Raw genomic sequence first — 22903 nt, 5'->3', positions numbered from 1 at the left:
CAACATAAACACAGATCCACGTGAGAGGGGTCACAGCGTGTACGCCGAGGAGCGTCAGCAGAGCATCGCCCGTGAGGTGGCGTCCGAGGGACGGCTCTCGGTTGCCGAGATCGCCGAGCGCTACGACGTGACCACCGAGACCGTCCGCCGCGACCTCACCGCCCTCGAGCAGCTCGGCCTCGTGCGTCGGGTGCACGGAGGGGCGGTGCCGGCCGCGGCCCTCACCACCCTCGAGACGGCCGTGGGGGAGCGCGACGTCGCGAACACCGCCGCCAAGGAACGGATCGTGCGGGCCGCGCTCGCCGAGCTGCCGCCGGCCGGGGCGTCGGTCCTCCTCGACGCGGGCACGACGACCGCGCGGCTCGCGGCCATGCTGCCGACCAACCACCGCCTCGTCGTCTACACGCACGCGGTGCCGGTGGCCGCCCGGCTCGCCACGAACCCCGCGGTCGAGCTCCACCTCCTCCCGGGGCGCGTGCGCACCGCCACCCAGGCCGCGGTGGGGGCGGCCACGGTCGGCGCGGTCGGACTCCTGCGGGTCGACGTGGCCTTCATGGGGGCCAACGGCATCTCGCTGGGTCACGGACTCTCCACCCCCGATGCCGAGGAGGCCGCCACCAAGCGGGCCTTCGTGCTCGCGGCCGAGCGGGTCGTCGTCCTCGCCGACGCGAGCAAGGTCGGGGTCGAGGCCGCCGTGCGGTTCGCCGAGCTCGACCAGGTCGACCTCATCGTCACCGACGACGCCGTCGACGCCGAGGAGCGCTCCGCCCTGGAGGCGGCCGGACCCGAGGTCGTGATCGCGTGATCGTCACCGTCACCCCGAACCCGAGCATCGACCGCACGATCGCGCTGCCGGGGCGCCTCGAGCGGGGCGAGGTCCACCGCGTCGCTGAGGTCTCCGAGCAGCCGGGCGGCAAGGGGATCAACATCTCCCGCGCCTGCGTGGGCGCCGGCGTCGCCACCGTGGCTGTGTTCCCGGCGGAGGTCGAGAGCCCCTTCGCGCGCTCGCTCGCCGACGCGGGGGTGCCGACGGCGCCCGTGCCGCCCGCCGGGCCGATGCGCGTCAACCTCGCCGTCACCGAGCCCGACGGCACGACCACCAAGCTCAACGCCGCCGGAGCCCGGGTGACACCGGCCGACCTCGAGGCGGTCGCCCTCGCCGCGCTCGCCGTCCCCGCCGAGTGGGCGGTGCTCGCGGGCTCCCTGCCGCCCGGGGCCGACCCCGGGTGGTACGCCGGGCTCGCGGCACGGTTGCGGGCCGGCGGACGACGTGTGGCCGTCGACACCAGCGACGCCGCCCTCGCCGCCCTCGTCGCCCGCCTCGAGCACGACACCGCGCCGGCGCTGCTCAAGCCGAACGCCGAGGAGCTGGCCGACATCGTCGGGGTGCCGGCGCGCATGCTCGAGGGCGACCCCGAGCGCGTTGCGCTCGCGGCTGCCGGCCTGGTGGAGCGCGGCGTCGCCGCCGTGCTGGCGACCCTGGGCGGCGCGGGCGCCGTGCTCGCCACGAGCGCCGGGGCCTGGCACGCGACGCCGCCGGCCATCCGGGTGGTCAGCACCGTCGGCGCCGGCGACAGCAGCCTGCTCGGCTACCTGCTCGCCGACCTCGCCGGCGCCGCCCCCGCCGACCGGCTGGTCTCGGCGGTCGCCTGGGGTGCGGCGGCCGCCTCCCTCCCGGGCACCACGGTGCCCACCCCCTCCCAGCTCCGGACCGATGAGGTCCGGGTCCGTCGGCTCGGCACACCCACGCCGAGCCGCCTCTCCAACGAAGGAGTGCCGACATGGCAGAACTGATCGACGTGGGGCTCATCCGCCTCGACACGGACCTCGGACCCACCAAGGACGACGTCCTCGCCGCTCTCGCGGCCGACATCGTCGCCGCCGGGCGCGCCGACGACGCCGCGACCCTGGTGGCCGACCTGCAGGCCCGCGAGGCCAAGGCGGCCACGGGCATGAAGGGCGGCATCGCGATCCCGCACGCGCGCTCAGCCGCCGTCAACCGTCCGACGCTCGCCTTCGCCCGGCTGCGCCCCGGCGTCGAGTTCGGGGCCAAGGACGGCGCCGCCGACCTCGTGTTCCTCATCGCCGTGCCCGAGGGCGGCGGCAACGAGCACCTCGCCATCCTGGCCAACCTCGCGCGCGGCATCACCCGCGCCGAGGTCACCGCCGCGCTGCGCGAGGCGCCCGACGCGGAAGCGGCGCTGGCCGTCGTCTGCGGGGTGCTGGAGCCGGCCGCGCCAGCGGCGAAGGCCCCGGCGCCCGCACCCGCCGCAGCCGGCACGCCGGTGCGACTCGTCGCGGTCACCTCCTGCCCCACCGGCATCGCCCACACCTACATGGCGGCGGAGGCGCTGCAGGCCGCGGCCGCGCGCGCCGGCGTCGAGATCGCCGTGGAGACGCAGGGCTCCTCGGGCGCGACGCCGCTGCCGGCCTCGACCATCGCGGCCGCCGACGCGGTCGTCTTCGCCACCGACGTGGGCGTGCGCGACCGCGCCCGCTTCGCCGGGCTCCCGGTGCTGAGCACGGGCGTCAAGCGGCCCATCGACGACGGCGACGCCGTCATCGCCGAGGCCGTGCGCATCGCCAGCGACCCGCACGCGGCACGGGTGAGCGGCGAGGGTCGCGGCGCGGAGCCGTCGTCCGCCGCGGGAGGCGAGGAGTCGTGGGGCGGCCGTACCCGTCGCGTGCTGATGACGGGCGTGTCGTACATGATCCCGTTCGTCGCCGCGGGCGGCCTGCTCATCGCGCTCGGGTTCCTCCTCGGCGGCTACGACAGCGCCAACGTCGCCGGCGACATCCTCGTCAAGCACACGCTGTTCGACCCGCCGTCGCCCTCGGCCTACAACCTCGACCACGCGCTGTTCGGCTCGGGCACCGCCCTCTACCTCGGCGTGCTCCTCTTCGTGATCGGCAAGGCCGCCTTCGCCCTGTTCGTGCCCGCGCTCGCGGGCTACATCGCCTACGCGATCGCCGACCGCCCGGGCCTGGCGCCCGGCTTCGTGATGGGTGCGCTCGCCACCAACCTCTCCGGCTTCGCGGTGATCGACGGGTCGCAGAGCGCGCCGCAGACCGGCTTCATCGGAGCGATCGTCGGCGGCACCATCGCCGGCCTGATCGCACTGTGGATCACCCGCTGGTCGGTGCCCACGTGGGCGCGCGGCCTCATGCCGGTGCTGGTGGTGCCGCTGCTCACCAGCCTCCTCGCCGGTCTCGTCATGCTCCTGCTGCTGGGTCGTCCGATCACGTGGCTGATGGACCGGCTCACCGACGGGCTCAACAGCCTCGACGGCTCCAACGCGATCATCCTCGGCATCGTGCTCGGCGCGATGATGGCCTTCGACATGGGCGGCCCGCTCAACAAGGTCGCCTACAGCTTCGCGGTGATCGGCATCGGCGACGCCGCCCTCAGCCCCGACGCGCCCGAGCTGAAGATCATGGCCGCGGTCATGATCGGCGGCATGGTCCCGCCGCTGGCGATGGGCCTGGCCACCGCGATCAGCCCGCGCCTGTTCAACCGCGCCGAGCGCGAGAACGGCAAGGCCGCCTGGCTGCTGGGAGCATCCTTCATCTCCGAGGGCGCGATCCCCTTCGCCGCAGCCGACCCGCTGCGTGTCATCCCGTCAGTCGTGGCGGGCAGCGCGGTGGCCGGCGGGCTCTCCGAGCTGTTCGGCGTCACGCTGAGGGCTCCGCACGGCGGCATCTTCGTGCTCTTCGCCGTCGACGGCGTGCTGTGGTTCTTCGTCTCGCTCGCTGCCGGGACCGTCGTCGCAGCGGCCATGGTGGTGGCGCTGAAGTCTTTCGGCCGCGGCCCGGTCGCCGACGAGATCACCGTCGCCGACGAGGACACCGCCGCCCCGACCCCCGCCCTCGTCGGCTGAGTCCGACACCACCCTCGAAGAAGGTCCCTCCATGCACACCGTCACCGTCACCGTCGGCTCGGCCGTCGGCCTGCACGCCCGTCCCGCCGGCATCATCGCCGAGGCGGCCGAGGAGCTCGGCTCGGAGGTGCTCATCGCACTGCCGGGGGAGGAGGGCGTGGACGCCGCCTCCGCGCTCATGATCATGACCCTCGGTGCCGGCAACGGCGCCTAGGTGCAGGTCTCCGGCGAGGTCGAGGACGACGTGGCGGCGAGCGCCGCCCTCGTCGCCCGCGACCTCGACGCGGACTGACAGCCGGGACGGCCGCGCCGGCGACCCCGGCGCGGCCGTCCCCCTGCCGGAACAGACGGGCCCCCGCGCACCCGCGGGGGCCCGTCGTCGTCCTCGGGCGCGAGCGCGCCGGGTCGGGATCAGTCGGGGGGAGCGGGGGCGCTGGCGGCGTCCTGCGCGAGCTCGCCCAGGCCCTGGAGGTCCGCCTCGGCCATGGCCGCAGGGAGGTCCGAGGCCACCGCCTCGGCCACCGGGCTCGGGCCGCCGGCGGTGAGGGCCCCCGCAGCCCGATCGACCGCCCCGGCCACGTCGATGACGGTGGCCGCCCTGACGGCCGGCCCCTCGAGCTCACGCGCCACGTAGCGGGCGACGAAGCGGCGCAGCTCGCCCTCGACGTCCGCGGCACGGTTGGTCAGGGACGCGCGACGGCTGCGGGCGCGCAGGTGCACGGCGACGTCGTCGGTGGCAGGCGGCGCCACCTCGAGGACGACGGCCAGGTCGGCTCGCGCCCGCGCGGTGATGAGCAGCGGCACCTCGATCTCGGCATCGAAGCGCTGGCGGTCGACACCCAGGCCGAGGACGAAGGTCAGCGACACCGGCAGCCGTACGTCGTAGCGCAGCGGTTCCCCGGTGATGCGGTGGCCGGTGGCGGTGCCGATGCGACCGCTCGCGCGCACCTTCACCAGGCGCCCGGGGCCCACGCCGAGGGGGCCGACGTCGATCGGCCGGTCGGCCATCACGTTGACGCCGGCCACGACCCGCTCGGTGGTCACCACCGTGGTGAAGAACGTCCGGCCCCACGCGCCGTAGTCGATCAGCTGCTCGGCCACCGGTGCACGATCTCAGTCCTCGGGGTCGTCGAGGCGCGCCAGCCACGTGGCGAAGCGCTCGACCGGGACCTCGAACTCGGGGTGTACGTCGACGAATTCGATGAGCCGCTCGGCCAGCCACGCCACGGTGACCTCCTCGTCACCGCGACGCTGCTGGAGCTCCTCGATCCCACGATCGGTGAAGTACATCAGCTGAAGGCTTCACCGATCAGCGCCTTGGCCTCCTCCTGGTGACGCTTGGCGGTGCCGACGGCGGTGGTGGAGGAGGCGGGACGGGTGACCGGGACGATCTCGCGGTCGAGCTGCGGCACCACGTTGAGGTGGTACGACGGCCACGGGCCCTGGTTGAACGGCTCGTCCTGCACCCACTTCACGCGAGCGCCGGGGTACTTCGCCAGCTCGGCCTGCAGCGACTCGACGGGCCACGGGTAGAGCTGCTCGACGCGCACGATGGCGACGTCCTCGCGGTTGCTCTTCGTGCGCTCGACGACGAGGTCCCAGGTGAGGCGGCCCGAGACCAGCAGCACGGTGGTGACCTTGGCGGGGTCGACCGTGTCGTCGCCGATCACCGGGCGGAAGGTGCCGTCGGTGAAGTCGGAGGGCTGGGAGGCGGCCTCCTTGCGCTTGAGCATCGACTTCGGGGTGAAGACGATCAGCGGGCGGTGCTGCTCGCTGTGGGCGTGGCGGCGCAGCAGGTGGAAGTGCGAGGCGGGCGTGGAGGGCTGGGCCACCACCATCGCCTCGTCGGCGCACAGGGTGAGGAAGCGCTCGATGCGCGCCGAGGAGTGGTCGGCTCCCTGGCCCTCGTAGCCGTGGGGGAGCAGGAGCACCACGCCGGAGTCCTGGCCCCACTTGGTCTTGCCGGCCGAGATGTACTCGTCGATCACCGACTGTGCGCCGTTGACGAAGTCGCCGAACTGGGCCTCCCAGAGCACGAGGGCCTCCGGTCGGGCCACCGAGTAGCCGTACTCGAAGCCGAGGGCGGCGTACTCGCTGAGCAGTGAGTCGTAGATGAAGAACTTGGCCTGGTCCTCGGTGAGGTTGGCCAGCGGCGTCCACTCATCGGCGTTGGCGCGGTCGATGAGCGTCGCGAAGCGCTGCACGAACGTGCCGCGGCGCGAGTCCTGACCGGCCAGGCGCACCGGGCGCCCCTCCATGAGCAGCGAGCCGAAGGCCAGGATCTCGCCCGTGCCCCAGTCGATGGGGCCGTCGGCGATGGCGGCGGCGCGGCGCTGCAGCTGGGGCATCACCTTGGGGTGCACGGTGAAGCCCTCGGGCGGGGTGACGTAGGCGTCGGCGATGCGCTTGAGGACCTCCGGGGCCACCGCCGTGGCGGCCTCGCCGGCCGGCTTGTCGGGGTAGTCGGGCACCGTCGTCCACGCGTCGGGCTTGGTGTCGGCCTCGCGCACCTCGGTGAAGACGCGCTCCAGCTGCTGCTGGTAGTCGCGCAGCACCTGCTCGGCCTCCTCGATCGTGATGTCGCCACGGCCGATGAGGGACTCGGTGTAGAGCTTGCGCACCGAGCGCTTCTGCTCGATGAGGTCGTACATGAGCGGCTGGGTGTACGACGGGTCGTCGCCCTCGTTGTGACCGCGCCGGCGGTAGCAGACGAGATCGATGACGACGTCGCTGTGGAAGGCCTGGCGGTACTCGAAGGCGAGGCGGGCCACGCGGATGCAGGCCTCGGGGTCGTCGCCGTTGACGTGGAAGATCGGTGCCTGCACCATCCGCGCCACGTCGGTGGCGTAGAGCGAGGAGCGCGACGACCCGGGGGAGGTGGTGAAGCCGACCTGGTTGTTGATGACGACGTGGATCGTGCCGCCGGTTCGGTAGCCGCGCAGCTGCGAGAGGTTGAGGGTCTCGGCCACCACGCCCTGGCCGGCGAACGCGGCGTCGCCGTGGATCAGCAGCGGCAGCACCTGGAACTCGGTGCCGCGGTCGAGGACGTCCTGCTTGGCGCGGGCGATGCCCTCCAGCACGGGGTCGACGGTCTCGAGGTGCGAGGGGTTCGCCGCCACCGAGACCTTGATGGTCTCGCCGGTGCCGGCGACGAACTCGCCCTCGGCGCCGAGGTGGTACTTCACGTCGCCGGACCCCTGCACCGTGCGGGGGTCGATGTTGCCCTCGAACTCGCGGAAGATCTGGTTGTAGGACTTGCCGACGATGTTGGCGAGGACGTTGAGTCGGCCGCGGTGGGCCATGCCGATGCACACCTCGTCGAGGCCCGCCTGCGCGGCGGCCTCGGCGATCTCGTCGACCACGGGCACGGTGGTCTCGCCGCCCTCGAGGCTGAAGCGCTTCTGGCCCACGAACTTGGTCTGCAGGAAGGTCTCGAAGGCCTCGGCCTGGTTGAGCTTCAGCAGGATCCGCAGCTGCTCCTCGCGCGGCGGCTTGCTGTGCGGCTGTTCGACGCGCTCCTGGATCCACCGGCGCTGCTCGGGGTCCATGATGTGCATGTACTCGATGCCGGTGGTGCGGCAGTAGGAGTCGCGCAGGATGCCGAGGATGTGGCGCAGCTTCATGAAGCGACGCTCGGCACCGCCGAAGGAGCCGGTGGGGAACTCGCGGTCGAGGTCCCACAGCGTGAGGCCGTGCGACTCGATGCGCAGGTCGGGGTGGCTGCGCTGCTTGTACTCGAGCGGGTCGGTGTCGGCCATGAGGTGGCCGCGCACGCGGTAGGCGTGGATGAGCTCGAGGATGCGCGCCTGCTTGTCGATCTGGTCGTCGTGCGAGGTCGCGATGTCGGCGTTCCACCGGATCGGCTCGTAGGGGATGCGCAGCGCGCGGAAGATCTCGTCGTAGAAGCCCTCCTGTCCGAGGAGGTAGCGGTGCACGAGACCGAGGAACTCACCCGACTGCGCGCCCTGGATCACGCGGTGGTCGTAGGTGGAGGTCATCGTCATGATCCGCGAGATCGCGTTGCGGCTGATGGTGTCCTCGGACGCGCCCTGGAACTCGGGCGGGTAGTCCATCGAGCCGACGCCGATGATCGCCGCCTGGCCCTGCATCAGGCGCGGCACCGAGTTGTTGGTGCCGAGGCCGCCGACGTTGGTGAGGCTGACAGTCGTGCCGGAGTAGTCCTCCATCGTCAGCTTGTTGTCCTTGGCCTTGCGGACGATGTCCTCGTAGGCCACCCAGAACTGCGCGAAGTCCATCGACTCGCACGCCTTGATCGAGGGCGCGACGAGCTGGCGGCTGCCGTCGGCCTTCTGCTGGTCGATCGCGAGCCCGAGGTTGATGTGGGCCGGCGTCACCATGGTCGGCTTGCCGTCGACCTCGGCGTAGGTGTTGTTCATCGCGGGGAGGGTCTTGATCGCCTTCACGATCGCGTACCCGATCAGGTGGGTGAAGGAGACCTTGCCGCCGCGCGCGCGCTTGAGGTGGCTGTTGATGACGATGCGGTTGTCCCACAGCAGCTTGACCGGGATGTTGCGCACCGAGGTGGCGGTGGGGACCGCCAGCGAGATGTCCATGTTCTTGGCCGTCGCGGCGGGGATGCCTCGCAGCACGGTGAGCGTGGGCTCGTCGTTGGCGGCCACCGGCGCCGGCTTCGGCGCGTCCTTCGGGGTGGGCTTCGGGGCGTCGGCCGTCGGCGGCGTGGGCGTGGTGCTGGAGGCGGGGCTGACCTGCGGCGCGGGCTTCGCCGTGGGCTTGGGGGCGGTGGGCGCCGCGGCCGGGGCGGCCGCCGTCGCGGCGGGTGCGGCCGGAGCCTTCGCCGGCGCGGGCGCAGCGCCGTTGGCGGCGCCGTTCGCGGGCCCGTTCGTGGCGCTCTTCGCCGTCGTGGACGACGAGCCGTTGGTGCCGTCGCCGGAGAAGTAGGCGGCCCACGCCGGGTCAACGCTGCCCGGGTCGGTCTCGAACCGCTCCTTCATCTCCTCCACGAGCCACTCGTTGGCCCCGAAACCTGCGGGGGCTGGAGATCCGGTGGACTGGTCTGACGACTGCGTCACGACGTGCTTCGCCTCTTCCGATGAGCTGTGGCCGCCCCGCCGCCGATAGCGGGCGGTTCCGTCGGCCTAGGCTAGTCCCCCCGAGAAGCCTTTGGGGCACCCCGGTCACCCTCAGGGACGAGGTGTTACGCAACCGACACTCCGGGGCCACATGCCGTGCGGCGAGCGTGGCCCGCGCGGGGCGTCGTCGCGACGTGCGGTGCAGGCGCCCCCGGCCGCGGCGTGCGGGCGGGCACGACCGGGGGCGCCCCCTGTCGGCGACCGGGACACCGGCTCAGGGCACAAGGACCGGACGCCGCCGACGTGGGGTGTTCGTCGCCGCCGCCGGTGCGGATGGGTGCCCTTCGAGGGGTGCAGCAGGCTCCGGGGCGGCGGGGTCGTCAGCCGCCGTCGCGGGCCTCGCGCGCGCCGCGGCCGGCCAGCTCGTCGGCCCGCTCGTTGCCCGGGTCGCCCGCGTGGCCCTTCACCCAGTGCCACGTGACCTCGTGGCGGGCTGCCGCTTCCTCGAGCCGACGCCAGAGGTCGTCGTTCTTGACCGGCTGCTTCGCGGAGGTGCGCCAGCCGTTGGCCTTCCACTTGGCCACCCAGGAGGTGATGCCGTTGCGCACGTAGCTGGAGTCGGTGTGGAGGTCGACGACGGCGGGCCGGGTCAGCTTCTCCAGCGCGGCGATCGCGGCCATGAGCTCCATACGGTTGTTGGTCGTGGCCGGGTCGCCGCCGTACAGCTCGAGCTCGTGGTCGCCGTAGCGCAGGAGCGCGCCCCATCCGCCCGGGCCCGGGTTGCCCAGGCAGGCGCCGTCGGTGTGGATGGTGACGCGGGCGTCGTCGGCCTCGCTCACGCCGACACCTCCAGGGCGGCCGCGGCACGACGGGCGGTGGCGCGGGCGGCGTCCACGTCGTCGCCGAGCGCGAGGGTGACGGCCATGCGGCGCTTGCCGCCGACCTCCGGCTTGCCGAAGATCCGGAGCGCGGTGTCGGGCTCGGCGAGCGCGGCGGCGACGCCGAAGAAGCGGGGGGCGACGAGGTCGCCCTCGACGACCAGCGCGCACGAGGCGCCGGCGCCGCGGGTCCGGATGGCGGGGATGGGCAGGCCGAGCACCGCGCGGGCGTGCAGGGCGAACTCGGAGAGGTCCTGCGTGGCGAGGGTGACCAGGCCGGTGTCGTGCGGGCGGGGGCTCAGCTCGCTGAAGATGACGTCGTCACCGCGCACGAAGAGCTCGACGCCGAAGAGGCCGCGACCGCGCTCGCCGCACAGCTCGGCGACGATCGCGGCGGAGACCTCCTGCGCCCTCGCGAGCACCGCGTCGTCCATGGCCTGCGGCTGCCACGACTCGCGGTAGTCGCCGTCGACCTGGATGTGCCCGATGGGCGGGCAGAACGAGATGGTGTCGGCGCTGCCGTCGTTGGAGGCGTGGCGGATCGTCAGCAGCGTGATCTCGTAGTCGAAGTCGACGAAGCCCTCCACGATCACGCGACCCGCGCCGGCCCGGCCGCCGGCCTGGGCGTACTCCCACGAGGTGCGCACGTCGTCGGCGGAGCGCACGACCGATTGGCCCTTGCCGGACGACGACATCACCGGCTTGACGACGCAGGGGATGCCGACGGCCTCGACCGCGGCCTCGAACTCCTCGAGGGTGTCGGCGAAGCGGTACGGCGAGGTCGGCAGGGCCAGCTGCTCGGCCGCGAGGCGGCGGATGCCCTCGCGGTCCATGGTCAGTCGCGTCGCGCGGGCCGTGGGCACGATGGTGACGCCCTCGGCCTCCAGCTCGAGCAGGGTGGGGGTGTGGATCGCCTCGATCTCCGGGATGACCCAGTGCGGCTGCTCGGCCTCGATCACCGAGCGCACCGCCGCGGGGTCGAGCATGTCGATGACGTGGCTGCGGTGCGCCACCTGCATGGCGGGGGCGTTGGCGTAGCGGTCGACGGCGATGGTCTCGACTCCGAGGCGCTGCAACTCGATCGCGACCTCCTTGCCGAGCTCGCCCGAGCCGAGCAGGAGCACGCGGGTCGCGGTGTCGGACAGGGGAGTCCCGATGGTCGTCACGGGAAAGAACTGTAGGCCGTGACGTCGAGCGGGCCCGCCCGCCTCAGTCCGTGCCGCTCGCCTCGGCCGCGGCGTCCCACGTGGCCCACAGGGCGAGCATCCGGTCGAAGACGGCGTCCGGGCCGAGTGCGGTGATCGCCTCGACAGCAGCGGTGTCCTGCGAGCGGGCCGCCTCAAGGAGGGCCCGGGCTCCGGTGTCCGCGACCTGCTCCGGCTCGACCTGCTCGCCGATCCCGGCGGCGACGTCGACCAGCACGTCGGTGGCCGTGGACGGTGTCCGGCCGGGCGCGGCCGGCGCGGCGCTCAGGACCTCGTCGGCCGCTCGCACGAGGGCGAGACCCTCCTCCCGGCTGATCTCGCCGGTCGCGACGCGGAGGATCGCGTCGACGATGCCGACCGTGGCCTCGGAGTCGGCGCCGGCGTCGCGGGCGCCCACCACCTCGAAGCTTGTGGTCGTGGTGGTGCGCGTGACGGCGGCGGTGCGCCAGGACGGGGAGGCGGGGTCGTCGCGCGGAGCAGCCTCGCCGTCGAGCAGGGCGTCGTCGGACGACGGGTGGGCGCCGCCGCTGGGGGCGGACAGCCCCGCCGGACCGGGTGCGCCGTCGGCGAGTCGACGCGACTCGCGCAGCCGTGCCGCCAGGGCGATCACGACCCCGACGGCGAGGACGACGACCAGGACGACTCCGAGCTCGCGCATGGCACCAGTGTGCCGGTCACGGGGGTCACGCCCGTCGTGCCGCGGGTGAGGGGCGCCTCCGGCAGGATTCGAACCTGCGACACCTGGTACCGGAAACCAGTGCTCTATCCCCTGAGCTACGGAGGCAACACGCCCCGGAGTCAGGCTCCGACGCGGCCCGAACACTACCCGTCGATACTCCCGCGCTGCCAACCGGAGTGCGCCGATACCCTTGCCCGGTGACTCCGGCCCAGCTCTCCGACGCCCTCGTCGACGTCCTCACCGCGCTCGTCGACGACGGTCAGATCACCCTTCCCGACGGTGTTCCGGCCGAGGTGACGATCGAGCGACCCCGGCAGAAGGGCCACGGCGACTACGCCACCAACGTCGCGCTGCAGCTGGCCAAGAAGGCGGGCACCAACCCGCGCGCGTTCGGTGAGCTGCTGGCGACGCGGCTGGAGGCGGTCGACGGGGTGGCCGCCGTCGAGATCGCCGGACCGGGGTTCTTGAACATCAGCGTCGAGGCCGGCGCGCAGGGCCGGGTCGCCGCCGACGTCGTCGCGGCAGGTGCGGCCTACGGGCGCAGCGACGTGCTCGCGGGGGAGCGGATCAACGTCGAGTTCATCTCGGCCAACCCCACCGGCCCGCTCCACCTCGGCCACACCCGCTGGGCCGTGCTGGGCGATGCGATCGCGCGGGTGCTCGCCGCCGCCGGCGCCGAGGTGACGCGCGAGTTCTACATCAACGACCGCGGCGTGCAGGTGAACCACTTCGCCGACTCGATCATCGCCTCCGCCCTCGGGCTCGCGAAGCCGGACGACGGCTACGCCGGCGGCTACATCGACGACCTCGCCACCTCGGTCGGAGAGGCGCAGCCCGGCATCTTCGACCTGCCCGAGGACGAGCGGCGGGCCGCCGTCCGCGAGGTCGGCTACGGCATCCAGCTGCGCGAGCAGCAGACCACGCTCGAGCGCTTCAACACGCACTTCGACATCTGGTTCTCCGAGCTGTCGCTGCACGAGTCCGGTTCGGTGCCCGACACCCTGGCGCGACTCAAGGAGCTCGGCCACGTCTACGAGGAGGGTGGCGCGCTGTGGATGCGCACCACCGACTTCGGCGACGACAAGGACCGGGTGCTCATCAAGTCCGACGGCGAGCTCACCTACTTCGCCTCCGACACCGCCTACTACCTCAACAAGCGCGAGCGGGGCTACGGCAACTGCCTCTACCTGCTGGGGGCCGACCACCACGGCTACGTGGGCCGCCTGCGGGCGATGGCCGCGTGCGTGGGCGACGACCCCGACGTCACCCTCGACGTGATGATCGGTCAGCTGGTGAAGATCCTGCGCGACGGCGCCGAGCTGAAGCTGTCGAAGCGCGCGGGCACGATCGTCACCCTCAACGAGCTCGCCGACGAGATCGGCGTCGACGCGCTGCGGTACTCGCTGGCCCGCTACCCGGCCGACTCGCCGCTGACGCTCGACGTCGCCGAGATCACCAAGGCCTCCAACGACAACCCGGTCTACTACGTGCAGTACGCCCACGCCCGCACGTGCCGGATGATCGCCAACGCCACGGACCTCGGCATGCAGCTGCCGGGCGAGGCGTTCGACCCGTCGCTGCTCGCCCACGAGCGCGACGGCGAGCTGCTGCGTGCGCTCGCCGAGTACCCGCGCGTGGTCGCCAGCGCCGCCGAGCTGCGCGAGCCGCACCGGGTCGCCCGCTTCCTCGAGGACACCGCGTCGGTGTTCAACAAGTGGTACGACACCAAGGAGTGCCGCATGCTGCCGCAGGGCGACGAGCCCGTCGCGCCGGCCAACCTCGCCCGCCTGGTGCTCGTGCACGCCACGCGCACGGTGCTCGCCAACGGGCTCGACCTGCTCGGGGTCACCGCCCCCGAGCGCATGTGAGCGGAGGAGCGCGATGACCCACGAGGCCGGATGGGCCCACGCTCCCGGTGCCCTGCGGGGCCCGGCCTGGTTGCGCGAGCCCGCCGACGTCAACGCCCTGGTGCCGCAGCTGTGGTCGTCCTCGGCGCACAAGACCGAGGCGGGCGACCTGGTCGTCGGCGGTCTGCCGGTGGCCGACCTCGTGGCCGAGCACAACACGCCGGCCTACGTGCTCGACGAGGACGACTTCCGCTCCCGGGCGCGGGCCTTCCGCGACGCCTTCGCCGGCGTCGACGTCTACTACGCCGGCAAGGCGTTCCTGTGCACCGCGGTGGCGCGCTGGGTGGCCGAGGAGGGTCTCTTCCTCGACGTCTGCTCGCCCGGGGAGCTCAGCGTCGCGCTGCGGGCCGGCGTCGACCCGGCGCGCATCGGCTACCACGGCAACAACAAGACAGTGGCCGAGCTGCGCCGCGCCGTCGCCCTGGGCGTCGGTCGGGTGATCGTCGACTCCTTCGACGAGATCGAGCGTATCGCGATGGTCGCCGCCGACACCGGCACCACCGCTCGCGTGATGGTGCGGGTCACCGCGGGCGTCGAGGCCCACACCCACGAGTACATCGCCACCGCCCACGAGGACCAGAAGTTCGGCTTCTCGATCGCCGCGGGCGATGCCTTCGAGGCGGCGCGTCGCATCGCGGCGGCCCCCGGTGTCGAGCTGCTCGGCCTGCACTCCCACATCGGCAGCCAGATCTTCGACACCGCCGGGTTCGAGGTCGCCGCGCGCCGACTGCTGGCGCTGCACGCGCGCATCGGCGCCGAGCTGGGCGTCGTCCTCCCCGAGATGGACCTCGGCGGCGGGTTCGGCATCGCCTACACGACGCAGGACGACCCGAAGGCGCCCGCGCTGCTGGCCGAGCAGATCGTCGCGATCGTCGACCACGAGTGCCGGGCGCTGGGCATCGAGCGCCCGCACCTGTCCATCGAGCCCGGTCGTGCGATCGTCGGGCCGTCCATGTGCACCGTCTACACCGTGGGCACCGTCAAGCAGGTCACCCTCGATGCGGGCGCGGTCCGCACCTACGTCAGCGTCGACGGCGGGATGAGCGACAACATCCGCACCGCCCTGTACGACGCCGACTACTCCGCCACCCTTGCCGGCCGCCGATCCGATGCGCCGCCGATCCTCACCCGCGTGGTCGGCAAGCACTGCGAGGCGGGCGACATCGTGGTGCGCGACGAGTTCCTGCCGGCCGACATCGCGCCGGGCGACCTCGTGGCCGTGCCGGGCACCGGCGCGTACTGCCGGTCGATGGCGTCGAACTACAACCACGCGCTGCGCCCGCCCGTCATCGCGGTGAAGGACGGCGAGGCGCGCGTGCTGGTGCGTCGCGAGACCGAGGACGACCTCTTCGCCACCGACCTCGGCTGAGGTCGCGGGCCTGTCCGCGTTCGACCGATCGGTTCGGGCGAGAGCGCGCTCGCCGATACGCTTGGTCGGTGAGCACTCCCCTCAAGGTCGCCGTCCTCGGTTGCGGCTCCGTCGGCTCGCAGGTCGTGCGCCTGCTGGGCGAGCAGGCCGCCGACCTGGCCGCTCGGGTCGGTGCGCCGGTCGAGCTGGTCGGCGTCGCCGTGCGCCGCCTCGACGCGACGCGCGAGATCGACGTCCCCGCCGACCTGCTCACCACCGACGCTATCGGGCTGGTCAGCCGCGACGACGTCGACGTGGTCGTCGAGGTGATCGGCGGGATCGAGCCCGCCCGCTCGCTCATCCTCGCCGCGCTCGAGAACGGCGCCTCCGTGGTCACCGCCAACAAGGCGCTGCTCGCCGAGGACGGCGCCACGCTGTTCGAGGCCGCCGAGAAGGCCGGTCGCGACCTCTACTACGAGGCGGCCGTCGCCGGCGCCATCCCGATCCTGCGCCCGCTGCGCGAGTCGCTGGCCGGCGACCGCGTCACCCGTGTGCTCGGCATCGTCAACGGCACCACGAACTTCATCCTCGACAAGATGGACAGCCAGGGCAGCGGCTTCTCCGACGCGCTCGAGGAGGCCCAGGCCCTCGGCTACGCCGAGGCCGACCCGACGGCCGACGTCGAGGGCTTCGACGCCGCGGCGAAGGCCGCGATCCTCGCCAGCCTGGCCTTCCACTCGCGCGTCACGGCCGCCGACGTCCACCGCGAGGGCATCACCGAGGTCACCGCCGGCGACGTCCGCTCGGCGCGAGAGATGGACAGCGTCGTCAAGCTGCTCGCGATCGCCGAGCTGCTGCCCACCGGCGACGGCGAGGCGGGCGAGGACGCCGTGAGCGTGCGCGTCCACCCGGCGATGATCCCTCGCTCGCACCCGCTCGCCAGCGTGCGCGAGGCCTACAACGCGGTGTTCGTCGAGTCCGAGGCCGCCGGGCAGCTCATGTTCTACGGCCCGGGCGCCGGCGGCGCTCCCACCGCCAGCGCGGTGCTCGGCGACCTCGTCACGGTGGCCCGCAACCACCGCCAGGGCGCCCGCGGCGTCGGCGAGTCGGCCTACGCCGACCGGGCCGTGCTGCCGATGGGCGAGGTGCGCACCCGCTACCACGTGGCCATCGACGTGGACGACCGCGCCGGCGTGCTCGCCGCGGTGGCGCAGGCCTTCGCCGAGCACGGCGTGTCGATCCAGACCGTGCGCCAGGAGGGCCGCGGGCGCGACGCCCAGCTCGTCGTCGTCTCCCACGAGGCGACCGACGCCGCGCTGTCGGCCACGGTCGAGCGGTTGCGCGAGATGGACATCGTGCGCGAGGTCACCTCGGTGATGCGCGTGGAAGGAACCGAGGAGCAGTGAGCGTGAGCAGCAGTCCGACCGTGGCCCACGGGCAGTGGCGCGGCGTCATCGAGGAGTACCGCTCGCTCCTCGACATCCCGGAGGGGACGCCCGCCGTGACCCTCCGCGAGGGCGGCACCCCCCTCGTGCACTCGGAGTGGCTCTCGGGCCTGACCGGCGCCCAGGTGTGGCTGAAGGTCGAGGGCAACAACCCCACCGGTTCCTTCAAGGACCGCGGCATGACCACCGCGCTGTCGGTGGCGGTGCACGAGGGAGCGAAGGCCGTGGTGTGCGCCTCCACCGGCAACACATCGGCCTCGATGGCCGCCTACGCGGCGAAGGCGCAGATCACGCCGATCGTGCTGGTGCCCGCCGGCAAGATCGCCGCGGGCAAGATGGCGCAGGCCGTCGTCCACGGGTCGCAGGTCATCCAGGTGCGCGGCAACTTCGACGACTGCCTGCGCATGGCCAAGGAGCTCGCCTGGCACTACCCGGTGGCGCTGGTGAACTCCGTCAACCCGGTGCGTCTCGAGGGGCAGAAGACCGCCGCCTTCGAAATCGTCGACTTCCTCGGCGACGCCCCCGACTTCCACCTGCTGCCGGTCGGCAACGCCGGCAACATCTCGGCCTACTGGCTCGGCTACACGCAGTACGCCGCGCTGGGCCGCTCCACCAAGCGCCCGACCATCCGCGGCTTCCAGGCCGAGGGAGCCGCCCCGCTGGTCACCGGCGAGCCCTTCCCCGACCCGGAGACGAAGGCCACGGCGATCCGCATCGGCAACCCCGCGTCGTGGAAGCTCGCCGAGGCGGCCCGCGACGAGTCGGGCGGTCGTTTCGCGGCCGTCTCGGACGCCCAGATCCTCGCCGCCCAGAAGCAGCTCGCCGCCAACGACGGCGTCTTCGTCGAGCCGGCCTCGGCGGCCGGTGTCGCGGGTCTGCTCGCGGAGCTGGCGGCAGGGGAGTCCTACGCGGGCAGCACGGTCGCGATCACCGTGACCGGCCACGGCCTGAAGGACATCGCCACCGCGCTCGAGGGTGTGGAGCTGCCCGAGGTCGTCGTCGACGCCGACGTCGACGCGGCCGCCCGGGCAGCCGGTCTCTGAGGGCGTCGGCCGTGACCTTCGTGCAGGGCCCCGTGCACGTCAGCGTGCCCGCCACCTCCGCCAACCTCGGCCCCGGCTTCGACACCCTCGGCCTCGCCCTGGGGCTGCGCGACGAGCTCACCGCGGAGGTCACCGACGCCGGCGTCGTCGTCGAGGTCAGCGGCCACGGGGCGGGGGAGGTGCCGCTCGACGAGCGCCACCTCGTCGTCCGCGCGATGCAGGCGGCCTTCGACCGCATCGGTACCCGCCCGCCGGGTCTGCGGCTGGTCTGTCGCAACGTCATCCCGCACGCCCGCGGCCTCGGCTCCTCCTCGGCCGCGATCGTCGCGGGGGTGTGGCTCGCCCGCGAGCTGGTGGCCGGGGGTCGGCTGCTGCTCGAGGACGACGCGCTGCTCGACCTCGCCGCCGAGCTGGAGGGCCACCCCGACAACGTGGCTCCCGCGCTGCTCGGCGGTTTCGTCATCGCCGGTCAGGACGACGACGGCTCCTTCTGGGCGGTCCCGGGCTCGGTCGATCCGCGTGTCAGCGCCGTGGTGTTCGTGCCGCCGTCGCCGCTGTCCACCGAGGCGGCGCGCGGCCTCCTGCCCGCCGAGGTGCCCCACGCGGACGCCGCCGCCAACGCCGGGCGGGCGGCGCTGCTCGTGGCGGCTCTCTCGGTGCGTCCGGAGGAGTTGCTCCGCGCCACCGAGGACCGCCTCCACCAGCAGTACCGGCGCCCGGCGATGCCGGAGAGCCTGGCCCTGGTCGAGGCGCTGCGCGCCGACGGCGTCGCGGCCGTGGTGTCCGGTGCCGGCCCCACGGTGCTCGCCTTCGCCGACGGCGTGGACTCCGCGCAGACGGCCGACCTGCTCCGACGCTGCCCCACCGGGTGGGAGGCGCATGCCCTCGCGGTCAGCGAGGCGGGCGTCCAGGCCTCTCCGCCGGTGATACATTGACCGCGCGCCGCTCGGCGGCGCCCGTGCGGAGTTCATCCGCATCTTCTCCGGGATCGACTCCGCACTCGCGGGTCACCCGGCCCGATCCAGTCCGACCCCCGGCCCTCGTGGCCCGGGCGGACGCGACGACGTGGGAAGGACTCACGTGAGCGACACCCCCGACAGCCCTGCCGCGCCGCAGCGCAAGCGCGCCGGCGGGCTGAACGCCATGCTCCTGGCCGACCTCAAGGCGATGGCCGCGGGCATGGGCATCAGTGGCGCTGGCAGCCTCAAGAAGGCCGACCTCATCGAGGCCATCAAGGCTGCCCAATCCACCCAGACGGGGCAGCCGGCGGCCCCGGCCGCCCCGACCAGCAAGGCCGCCAAGGCTGGGGCCCCCGCCACCGACGGCGGCGGCTTCGCGGCCGCCGAGTCGGCGCCGGCCCCCCAGGTGCGCCAGCGCACCCGTTCGCAGCGCTCCGGCGGCGCGCCGGCCGCGCCCGAGGCCTCGCCGACCGACAGCGCCGCCGATGCCCCTGCCGAGAAGGCCTCCGACGCCGCCGGGCGGAAGTCCGCCGACAAGCCCGCCGACAACTCCGCTGGGAAGACCGCCCCGACGTCGGACCAGCGCGAGGGCGACGCGGCGCAGGACGGCTCGGGCCGCCGGCAGGAGCGCCAGCGCGGCAACCAGCAGGGCAACCAGCAGGCCAACCAGCAGGGCAACCAGCAGGGCAAGACCGAGCGCCAGCAGGGCAAGAACGGCAACCAGAACAACCAGGGGCCGAAGGACGAGCGTCCGGACCGCCAGCAGGACAAGCAGGCCGACAAGCAGGCCGACAAGCAGGGCCAGCACGAGCCCGACCACGACGACGAGGACGGCGACGGCGAGGGCGGCGGTCGTCGCAACCGGCGTCGCCGCGGCCGTGACCGCGACCGCACCGCCCGCGCGGGCCGCGAGCCCGACACCGAGGTGCGCGAGGACGACGTCCTGGTGCCGGCGGCCGGCATCCTCGACGTCCTCGACAACTACGCCTTCGTGCGCACCAGCGGATACCTGGCCGGGGCGGACGACGTGTACCTGTCGCTGTCGATGGTGCGTCGCTACGGCCTGCGTCGCGGCGATGCCGTCACCGGTCAGGTGCGTCAGCCCCGCGACGGCGAGCGCCGCGAGAAGTTCAACCCGATGGTGCGCATCGACACCGTCAACGGGGTCGAGCCCGACCAGGCCCGCAACCGCGTCGACTTCGACACGCTCACGCCGGTGTCGCCGACCGAGCGCCTGCGTCTCGAGAACGTCAGCGGCGAGGGCGCCGGCGACACCGGCCTGGTGGGGCGCGTGCTCGATCTGGTGGCGCCCGTCGGCAAGGGCCAGCGCGGCCTGATCCTCTCGCCGGCCGGCGCCGGCAAGACGACGCTCCTCAAGGCCGTGGCGGCCGCCGTCACGGCCAACAGCCCGGAGACCCACCTCATGGTGGTGCTGCTCGACGAGCGTCCCGAGGAGGTCACCGAGTACCGCCGCGCGGTCAAGGGCGAGGTGATCGCCAGCACCTTCGACCGCCCGGCGACCGACCACACCACGATGGCTGAGCTCGCGATCGAGCGGGCCAAGCGGCTGGTCGAGCTGGGCCACGACGTCGTCGTGCTGCTCGACGGGCTCACCGGCCTGGGGCGCGCCTACAACCTCACCGCCCCCGCCAGCGGGCGCGTCCTCCCGGGCGGTGTGGACGCCGCGGCGCTCTACCCGCCGAAGCGCTTCTTCGGGGCGGCGCGCAACATCGAGAACGGCGGCTCGCTGACCATCCTGGCCACCGCCACGGTCGAGTCCGGCTCGAAGCTCGACGAGGCGATCCTCGAGGAGTTCACCGGCACGGCGAACCTGCACGTGCGACTGCGTCGCGAGCTCGCCGAGCACGGGGTCTTCCCGGCGGTCGACGTCCTCGCCTCCCGCACGCGTCGCGAGGACCTCCTGCTCCCCGAGCAGGAGCTGGCGGTGCTCGAGCAGCTGCGCCGTCGCCTGCTCGAGCAGGCGGGGGAATCGGGACGTGCACCGGTCGAGGTGCTGCTCGACCAGCTGCGCCGCACGCAGTCCAACGTCGAATTCCTGATGTCGGCGCGCACGGCGTAGACTTATCTGCTGGCCCGGTTCACGTCCGCATCCGCGAACGACCCGGTCCCATCTCCTGAGAGGACACCCCATGAAGAAGGACATCCACCCCGACTACGTCGTCACCCAGGTCACCTGCACCTGTGGCGCGTCGTTCACCACGCACAGCACTGCGTCGTCCGGCACGATCCACGCCGACGTCTGCTCGCAGTGCCACCCGTTCTACACCGGCAAGCAGAAGATCCTCGACACCGGCGGCCGCGTGGCCCGCTTCGAGGCCCGCTACGCCAAGGCCGCCAAGAAGTAGCGGCGTCCGGAGCGCCGGTCCATCCCAGCAGGGGCGGACCGGCGCTTCGCATTTGCGTCCCTCTCTGTGCGCTCTCGCGCACCGCAGCCCACCGCCGGCGCCGTCCGACCGCCGGCGCACCACCGCAGGAGACCACCCGTGTTCGAGGCCGTCGAAGGCATGCTCAGCGAGCACGCCGACCTCGAGGAGCGCCTGGCGCTGCCCGAGACCCACGCCGACGCCCGCCTCGCGCGCACCCTCAACCGCCGCTACAGCGAGCTGAACGCCATCATCGCGACCTGGCGCGACTGGCAGCAGGCGGGCGACGACGCCGAGGCCGCGCGCGAGCTCGCGGCCGACGACGACTCCTTCGCCGCGGAGGTCGATGAGCAGCTGGCCCGACGCGAGCAGCTCGCCGAGCGGTTGCGCCGCCTGCTCGTGCCGCGCGACCCGGCCGACGACAAGGACGTCCTGCTCGAGGTGAAGTCGGGGGAGGGCGGCGAGGAGAGCGCGCTGTTCGCCGGCGACCTGCTCCGCATGTACAGCCGCTACGCCGAGCGTCGCGGGTGGAAGGTGGAGATGCTCGATGCGACCGTGTCCGATCTCGGCGGCTACAAGTCCGTGACCGTGGCGGTCAAGGCTCCCGGCAGCCCCGAGCCCGGGCAGGCGCCCTATGCCCTGCTGAAGTTCGAGGGCGGGGTGCACCGCGTGCAGCGGGTGCCCGTCACCGAGTCGCAGGGCCGCATCCACACCTCGGCGGCCGGCGTGCTCGTGACGCCGGAGGCCGAGCAGGTCGACGTCGAGGTCAACGACGCCGACCTGCGCATCGACGTCTTCCGCTCCTCGGGGCCCGGTGGGCAGAGCGTGAACACCACCGACTCCGCCGTGCGGATCACGCACGTGCCCACCGGCATCGTCGTCAGCTGCCAGAACGAGAAGTCCCAGCTGCAGAACAAGGAGCAGGCCCTGCGCATCCTGCGCTCGCGCCTGCTGCAGGCGGCGCAGGACGCCGCCGACGCCGAGGCCAGCGATGCGCGCCGCAGCCAGGTGCGCACGGTCGACCGCTCCGAGCGCATCCGCACCTACAACTTCCCGGAGAACCGGATCTCCGACCACCGCACCGGCTTCAAGGCCTACAACCTCGACCAGGTGCTCGACGGCGACATCCAGCCGCTGCTCGACTCGTGCGTCGAGGCCGACCTGGCCACCCGTCTCGCGGCCCTCGAGGACTGACGCCGTGGACGCCGCACCCGCCGCCTCGGCCCGCGCCCTCCTGGCGGGGGCGGGCCGCGTGCTCGCCGAGGCCGGCGTGGCCAGCCCCGAGCACGATGCCGGCGAGCTGCTCGCGCACGTGCTCGGCACCGATCGGGCCCGGCTCGGTCTGCACGGCGAGGTCGCGGGCGACGCGGTAGCCGCCTTCGAGCGGCTCCTCGCGCGCCGGGCGGCCCGCGAGCCGCTGCAGCACCTGCTCGGACGCGCGTGGTTCCGCCACGTGAGCGTGGGCGTCGGCCCGGGCGTGTTCGTGCCCCGCCCCGAGACCGAGCTCCTCGCGGGGTGGGCCGTCGAGGCCGCGCAGGCGATCTTCGACGCCGGCGGCCGCCCCGCGGTCGTCGACCTGTGCACCGGGTCCGGGGTGATCGCGCTCAGCGTGGCCACCGAGGTGCCGCAGGCCGTCGTCCACGCGGTGGAGCTGGACCCCGACGCCCACGCCTGGGCCGAGCGCAACCTCGCCGAGACGCCCGCGGGCGCGCGCGTCGACCTGCGCCACGGCGACCTCGGCGACGCCTTCGACGACCTGCTCGGCCGAGTCGACGTCGTGGTCAGCAACCCGCCCTACGTGCCGCTCGAGGCCTGGGAGTCCGTGGCCGCCGAGGCCCGCGACCACGACCCCCATCTCGCCCTCTTCTCCGGGGACGACGGCCTCGACGCCATCCGCGTCATCGAGCAGCGCGCGGCCCGGCTCCTGCGCCCCGGCGGCGTGGTCGGGGTCGAGCACGCCGACGTGCAGGGCGAGGCCGCTCCGGGGCTGTTCAGCGCCAGCGGGCGGTGGGAGCAGGTGCGCGATCACCGCGATCTGGCCGGACGCCCGCGCTTCCTCACGGCCCGCGCGGCCGGTGCTGCCCGCACGTCGCGCGTCGACGCCGCCACGGCGGTGGGATGATGAC

19 protein-coding genes and 1 tRNA gene are annotated in these 22903 nt (G+C 73.2%); 13 read left to right on the top strand and 7 right to left on the bottom strand.

The window, feature by feature from the left end:
• Positions 1-37: 37 nt before the first annotated feature.
• Genes ACERUN_RS17690 through ACERUN_RS17675 form a run of 4 tightly spaced genes read left to right on the top strand, consistent with a single transcriptional unit; the run spans position 38 to position 4092 of the window.
• Positions 38-805, top strand: a complete 768-nt coding sequence (locus ACERUN_RS17690; protein WP_370291397.1) for a DeoR/GlpR family DNA-binding transcription regulator — start codon at positions 38-40, stop codon at positions 803-805.
• Positions 802-1794, top strand: a complete 993-nt coding sequence (locus ACERUN_RS17685; protein WP_370291396.1) for a 1-phosphofructokinase family hexose kinase — start codon at positions 802-804, stop codon at positions 1792-1794. The genes ACERUN_RS17690 and ACERUN_RS17685 overlap by 4 nt, the downstream gene beginning before the upstream one ends.
• A complete protein-coding gene (locus tag ACERUN_RS17680; RefSeq protein ID WP_370291395.1) occupies positions 1782-3878 on the top strand; it encodes a fructose-specific PTS transporter subunit EIIC in 2097 nt (698 codons plus the stop codon). Before ACERUN_RS17685 ends, ACERUN_RS17680 begins: the two co-directional genes overlap by 13 nt.
• 31 nt (positions 3879-3909) lie before the next feature.
• A complete protein-coding gene (locus ACERUN_RS17675) occupies positions 3910-4092 on the top strand; it encodes an HPr family phosphocarrier protein (RefSeq protein WP_370291394.1) in 183 nt (60 codons plus the stop codon).
• 197 nt (positions 4093-4289) lie between these two features.
• Here ACERUN_RS17675 and ACERUN_RS17670 read toward each other — a convergent pair whose 3' ends face one another.
• The 7 genes from ACERUN_RS17670 to ACERUN_RS17640 all read right to left on the bottom strand — a co-directional run bounded on the left by ACERUN_RS17670 (position 4290) and on the right by ACERUN_RS17640 (position 11796).
• Positions 4290-4979: a hypothetical protein gene (locus tag ACERUN_RS17670; protein ID WP_370291393.1), complete on the bottom strand. Its 690-nt coding sequence runs from the start codon at positions 4977-4979 to the stop codon at positions 4290-4292.
• A gap of 12 nt (positions 4980-4991) precedes the next feature.
• Complete coding sequence (locus ACERUN_RS17665; RefSeq protein ID WP_370291392.1) at positions 4992-5168, bottom strand: DUF6104 family protein; 177 nt, start codon at positions 5166-5168, stop codon at positions 4992-4994.
• On the bottom strand, positions 5168-8851 hold the full coding sequence (locus tag ACERUN_RS17660) for a multifunctional oxoglutarate decarboxylase/oxoglutarate dehydrogenase thiamine pyrophosphate-binding subunit/dihydrolipoyllysine-residue succinyltransferase subunit (protein ID WP_370291412.1): 3684 nt from the start codon (positions 8849-8851) through the stop codon (positions 5168-5170). The genes ACERUN_RS17665 and ACERUN_RS17660 overlap by 1 nt, the downstream gene beginning before the upstream one ends.
• 458 nt (positions 8852-9309) lie before the next feature.
• Positions 9310-9768 carry a ribonuclease HI gene (rnhA, locus tag ACERUN_RS17655; protein ID WP_370291391.1) on the bottom strand — a complete coding sequence of 153 codons (459 nt, stop codon included), beginning with the start codon at positions 9766-9768 and terminating at the stop codon, positions 9310-9312.
• A complete protein-coding gene (purT, locus tag ACERUN_RS17650; protein ID WP_370291390.1) occupies positions 9765-10973 on the bottom strand; it encodes a formate-dependent phosphoribosylglycinamide formyltransferase in 1209 nt (402 codons plus the stop codon). Before purT ends, rnhA begins: the two co-directional genes overlap by 4 nt.
• A 43-nt stretch (positions 10974-11016) precedes the next feature.
• On the bottom strand, positions 11017-11670 hold the full coding sequence (locus tag ACERUN_RS17645; protein ID WP_370291389.1) for a hypothetical protein: 654 nt from the start codon (positions 11668-11670) through the stop codon (positions 11017-11019).
• Positions 11671-11723: 53 nt separating this feature from the next.
• Positions 11724-11796 (bottom strand) — tRNA-Arg (locus tag ACERUN_RS17640).
• 92 nt (positions 11797-11888) lie between these two features.
• On the opposite strand from ACERUN_RS17640, the gene argS reads away from it, so the two are divergent.
• The 9 genes from argS to prmC all read left to right on the top strand — a co-directional run bounded on the left by argS (position 11889) and on the right by prmC (position 22899).
• Positions 11889-13559 carry an arginine--tRNA ligase gene (gene argS, locus ACERUN_RS17635; protein WP_370291388.1) on the top strand — a complete coding sequence of 557 codons (1671 nt, stop codon included), beginning with the start codon at positions 11889-11891 and terminating at the stop codon, positions 13557-13559.
• 13 nt (positions 13560-13572) lie between these two features.
• A complete protein-coding gene (gene lysA / locus ACERUN_RS17630; RefSeq protein ID WP_370291387.1) occupies positions 13573-14967 on the top strand; it encodes a diaminopimelate decarboxylase in 1395 nt (464 codons plus the stop codon).
• Between the two features lie 68 nt (positions 14968-15035).
• Positions 15036-16352, top strand: a complete 1317-nt coding sequence (locus ACERUN_RS17625; RefSeq protein ID WP_370291385.1) for a homoserine dehydrogenase — start codon at positions 15036-15038, stop codon at positions 16350-16352.
• A 2-nt stretch (positions 16353-16354) separates the two neighbouring features.
• Positions 16355-17434: a threonine synthase gene (gene thrC, locus ACERUN_RS17620; protein ID WP_370291384.1), complete on the top strand. Its 1080-nt coding sequence runs from the start codon at positions 16355-16357 to the stop codon at positions 17432-17434.
• A gap of 11 nt (positions 17435-17445) precedes the next feature.
• Positions 17446-18369, top strand: a complete 924-nt coding sequence (thrB, locus tag ACERUN_RS17615) for a homoserine kinase (protein WP_370291382.1) — start codon at positions 17446-17448, stop codon at positions 18367-18369.
• 145 nt (positions 18370-18514) lie between these two features.
• The gene (rho, locus tag ACERUN_RS17610) at positions 18515-20473 is read left to right on the top strand and encodes a transcription termination factor Rho (protein ID WP_370291380.1); all 1959 of its coding nucleotides are present in this window, start codon (positions 18515-18517) and stop codon (positions 20471-20473) included.
• Between the two features lie 70 nt (positions 20474-20543).
• Positions 20544-20759 (top strand): 50S ribosomal protein L31, encoded by a 216-nt coding sequence (rpmE, locus tag ACERUN_RS17605; protein ID WP_370291379.1) that lies wholly within the window; start codon positions 20544-20546, stop codon positions 20757-20759.
• 138 nt (positions 20760-20897) lie between these two features.
• Complete coding sequence (gene prfA, locus ACERUN_RS17600) at positions 20898-21971, top strand: peptide chain release factor 1 (protein WP_370291378.1); 1074 nt, start codon at positions 20898-20900, stop codon at positions 21969-21971.
• 4 nt (positions 21972-21975) lie between these two features.
• Complete coding sequence (gene prmC, locus ACERUN_RS17595) at positions 21976-22899, top strand: peptide chain release factor N(5)-glutamine methyltransferase (RefSeq protein ID WP_370291377.1); 924 nt, start codon at positions 21976-21978, stop codon at positions 22897-22899.
• Positions 22900-22903 lie beyond the last annotated feature (4 nt).

It is taken from the genome of Nocardioides sp., assembly GCF_964229035.1.
Lineage (GTDB): Bacteria > Actinomycetota > Actinomycetes > Propionibacteriales > Nocardioidaceae > Nocardioides.
The sequence above is the reverse complement of the archived record's forward strand: the minus strand, read 5'-3'. Positions and strand labels throughout refer to the sequence as shown.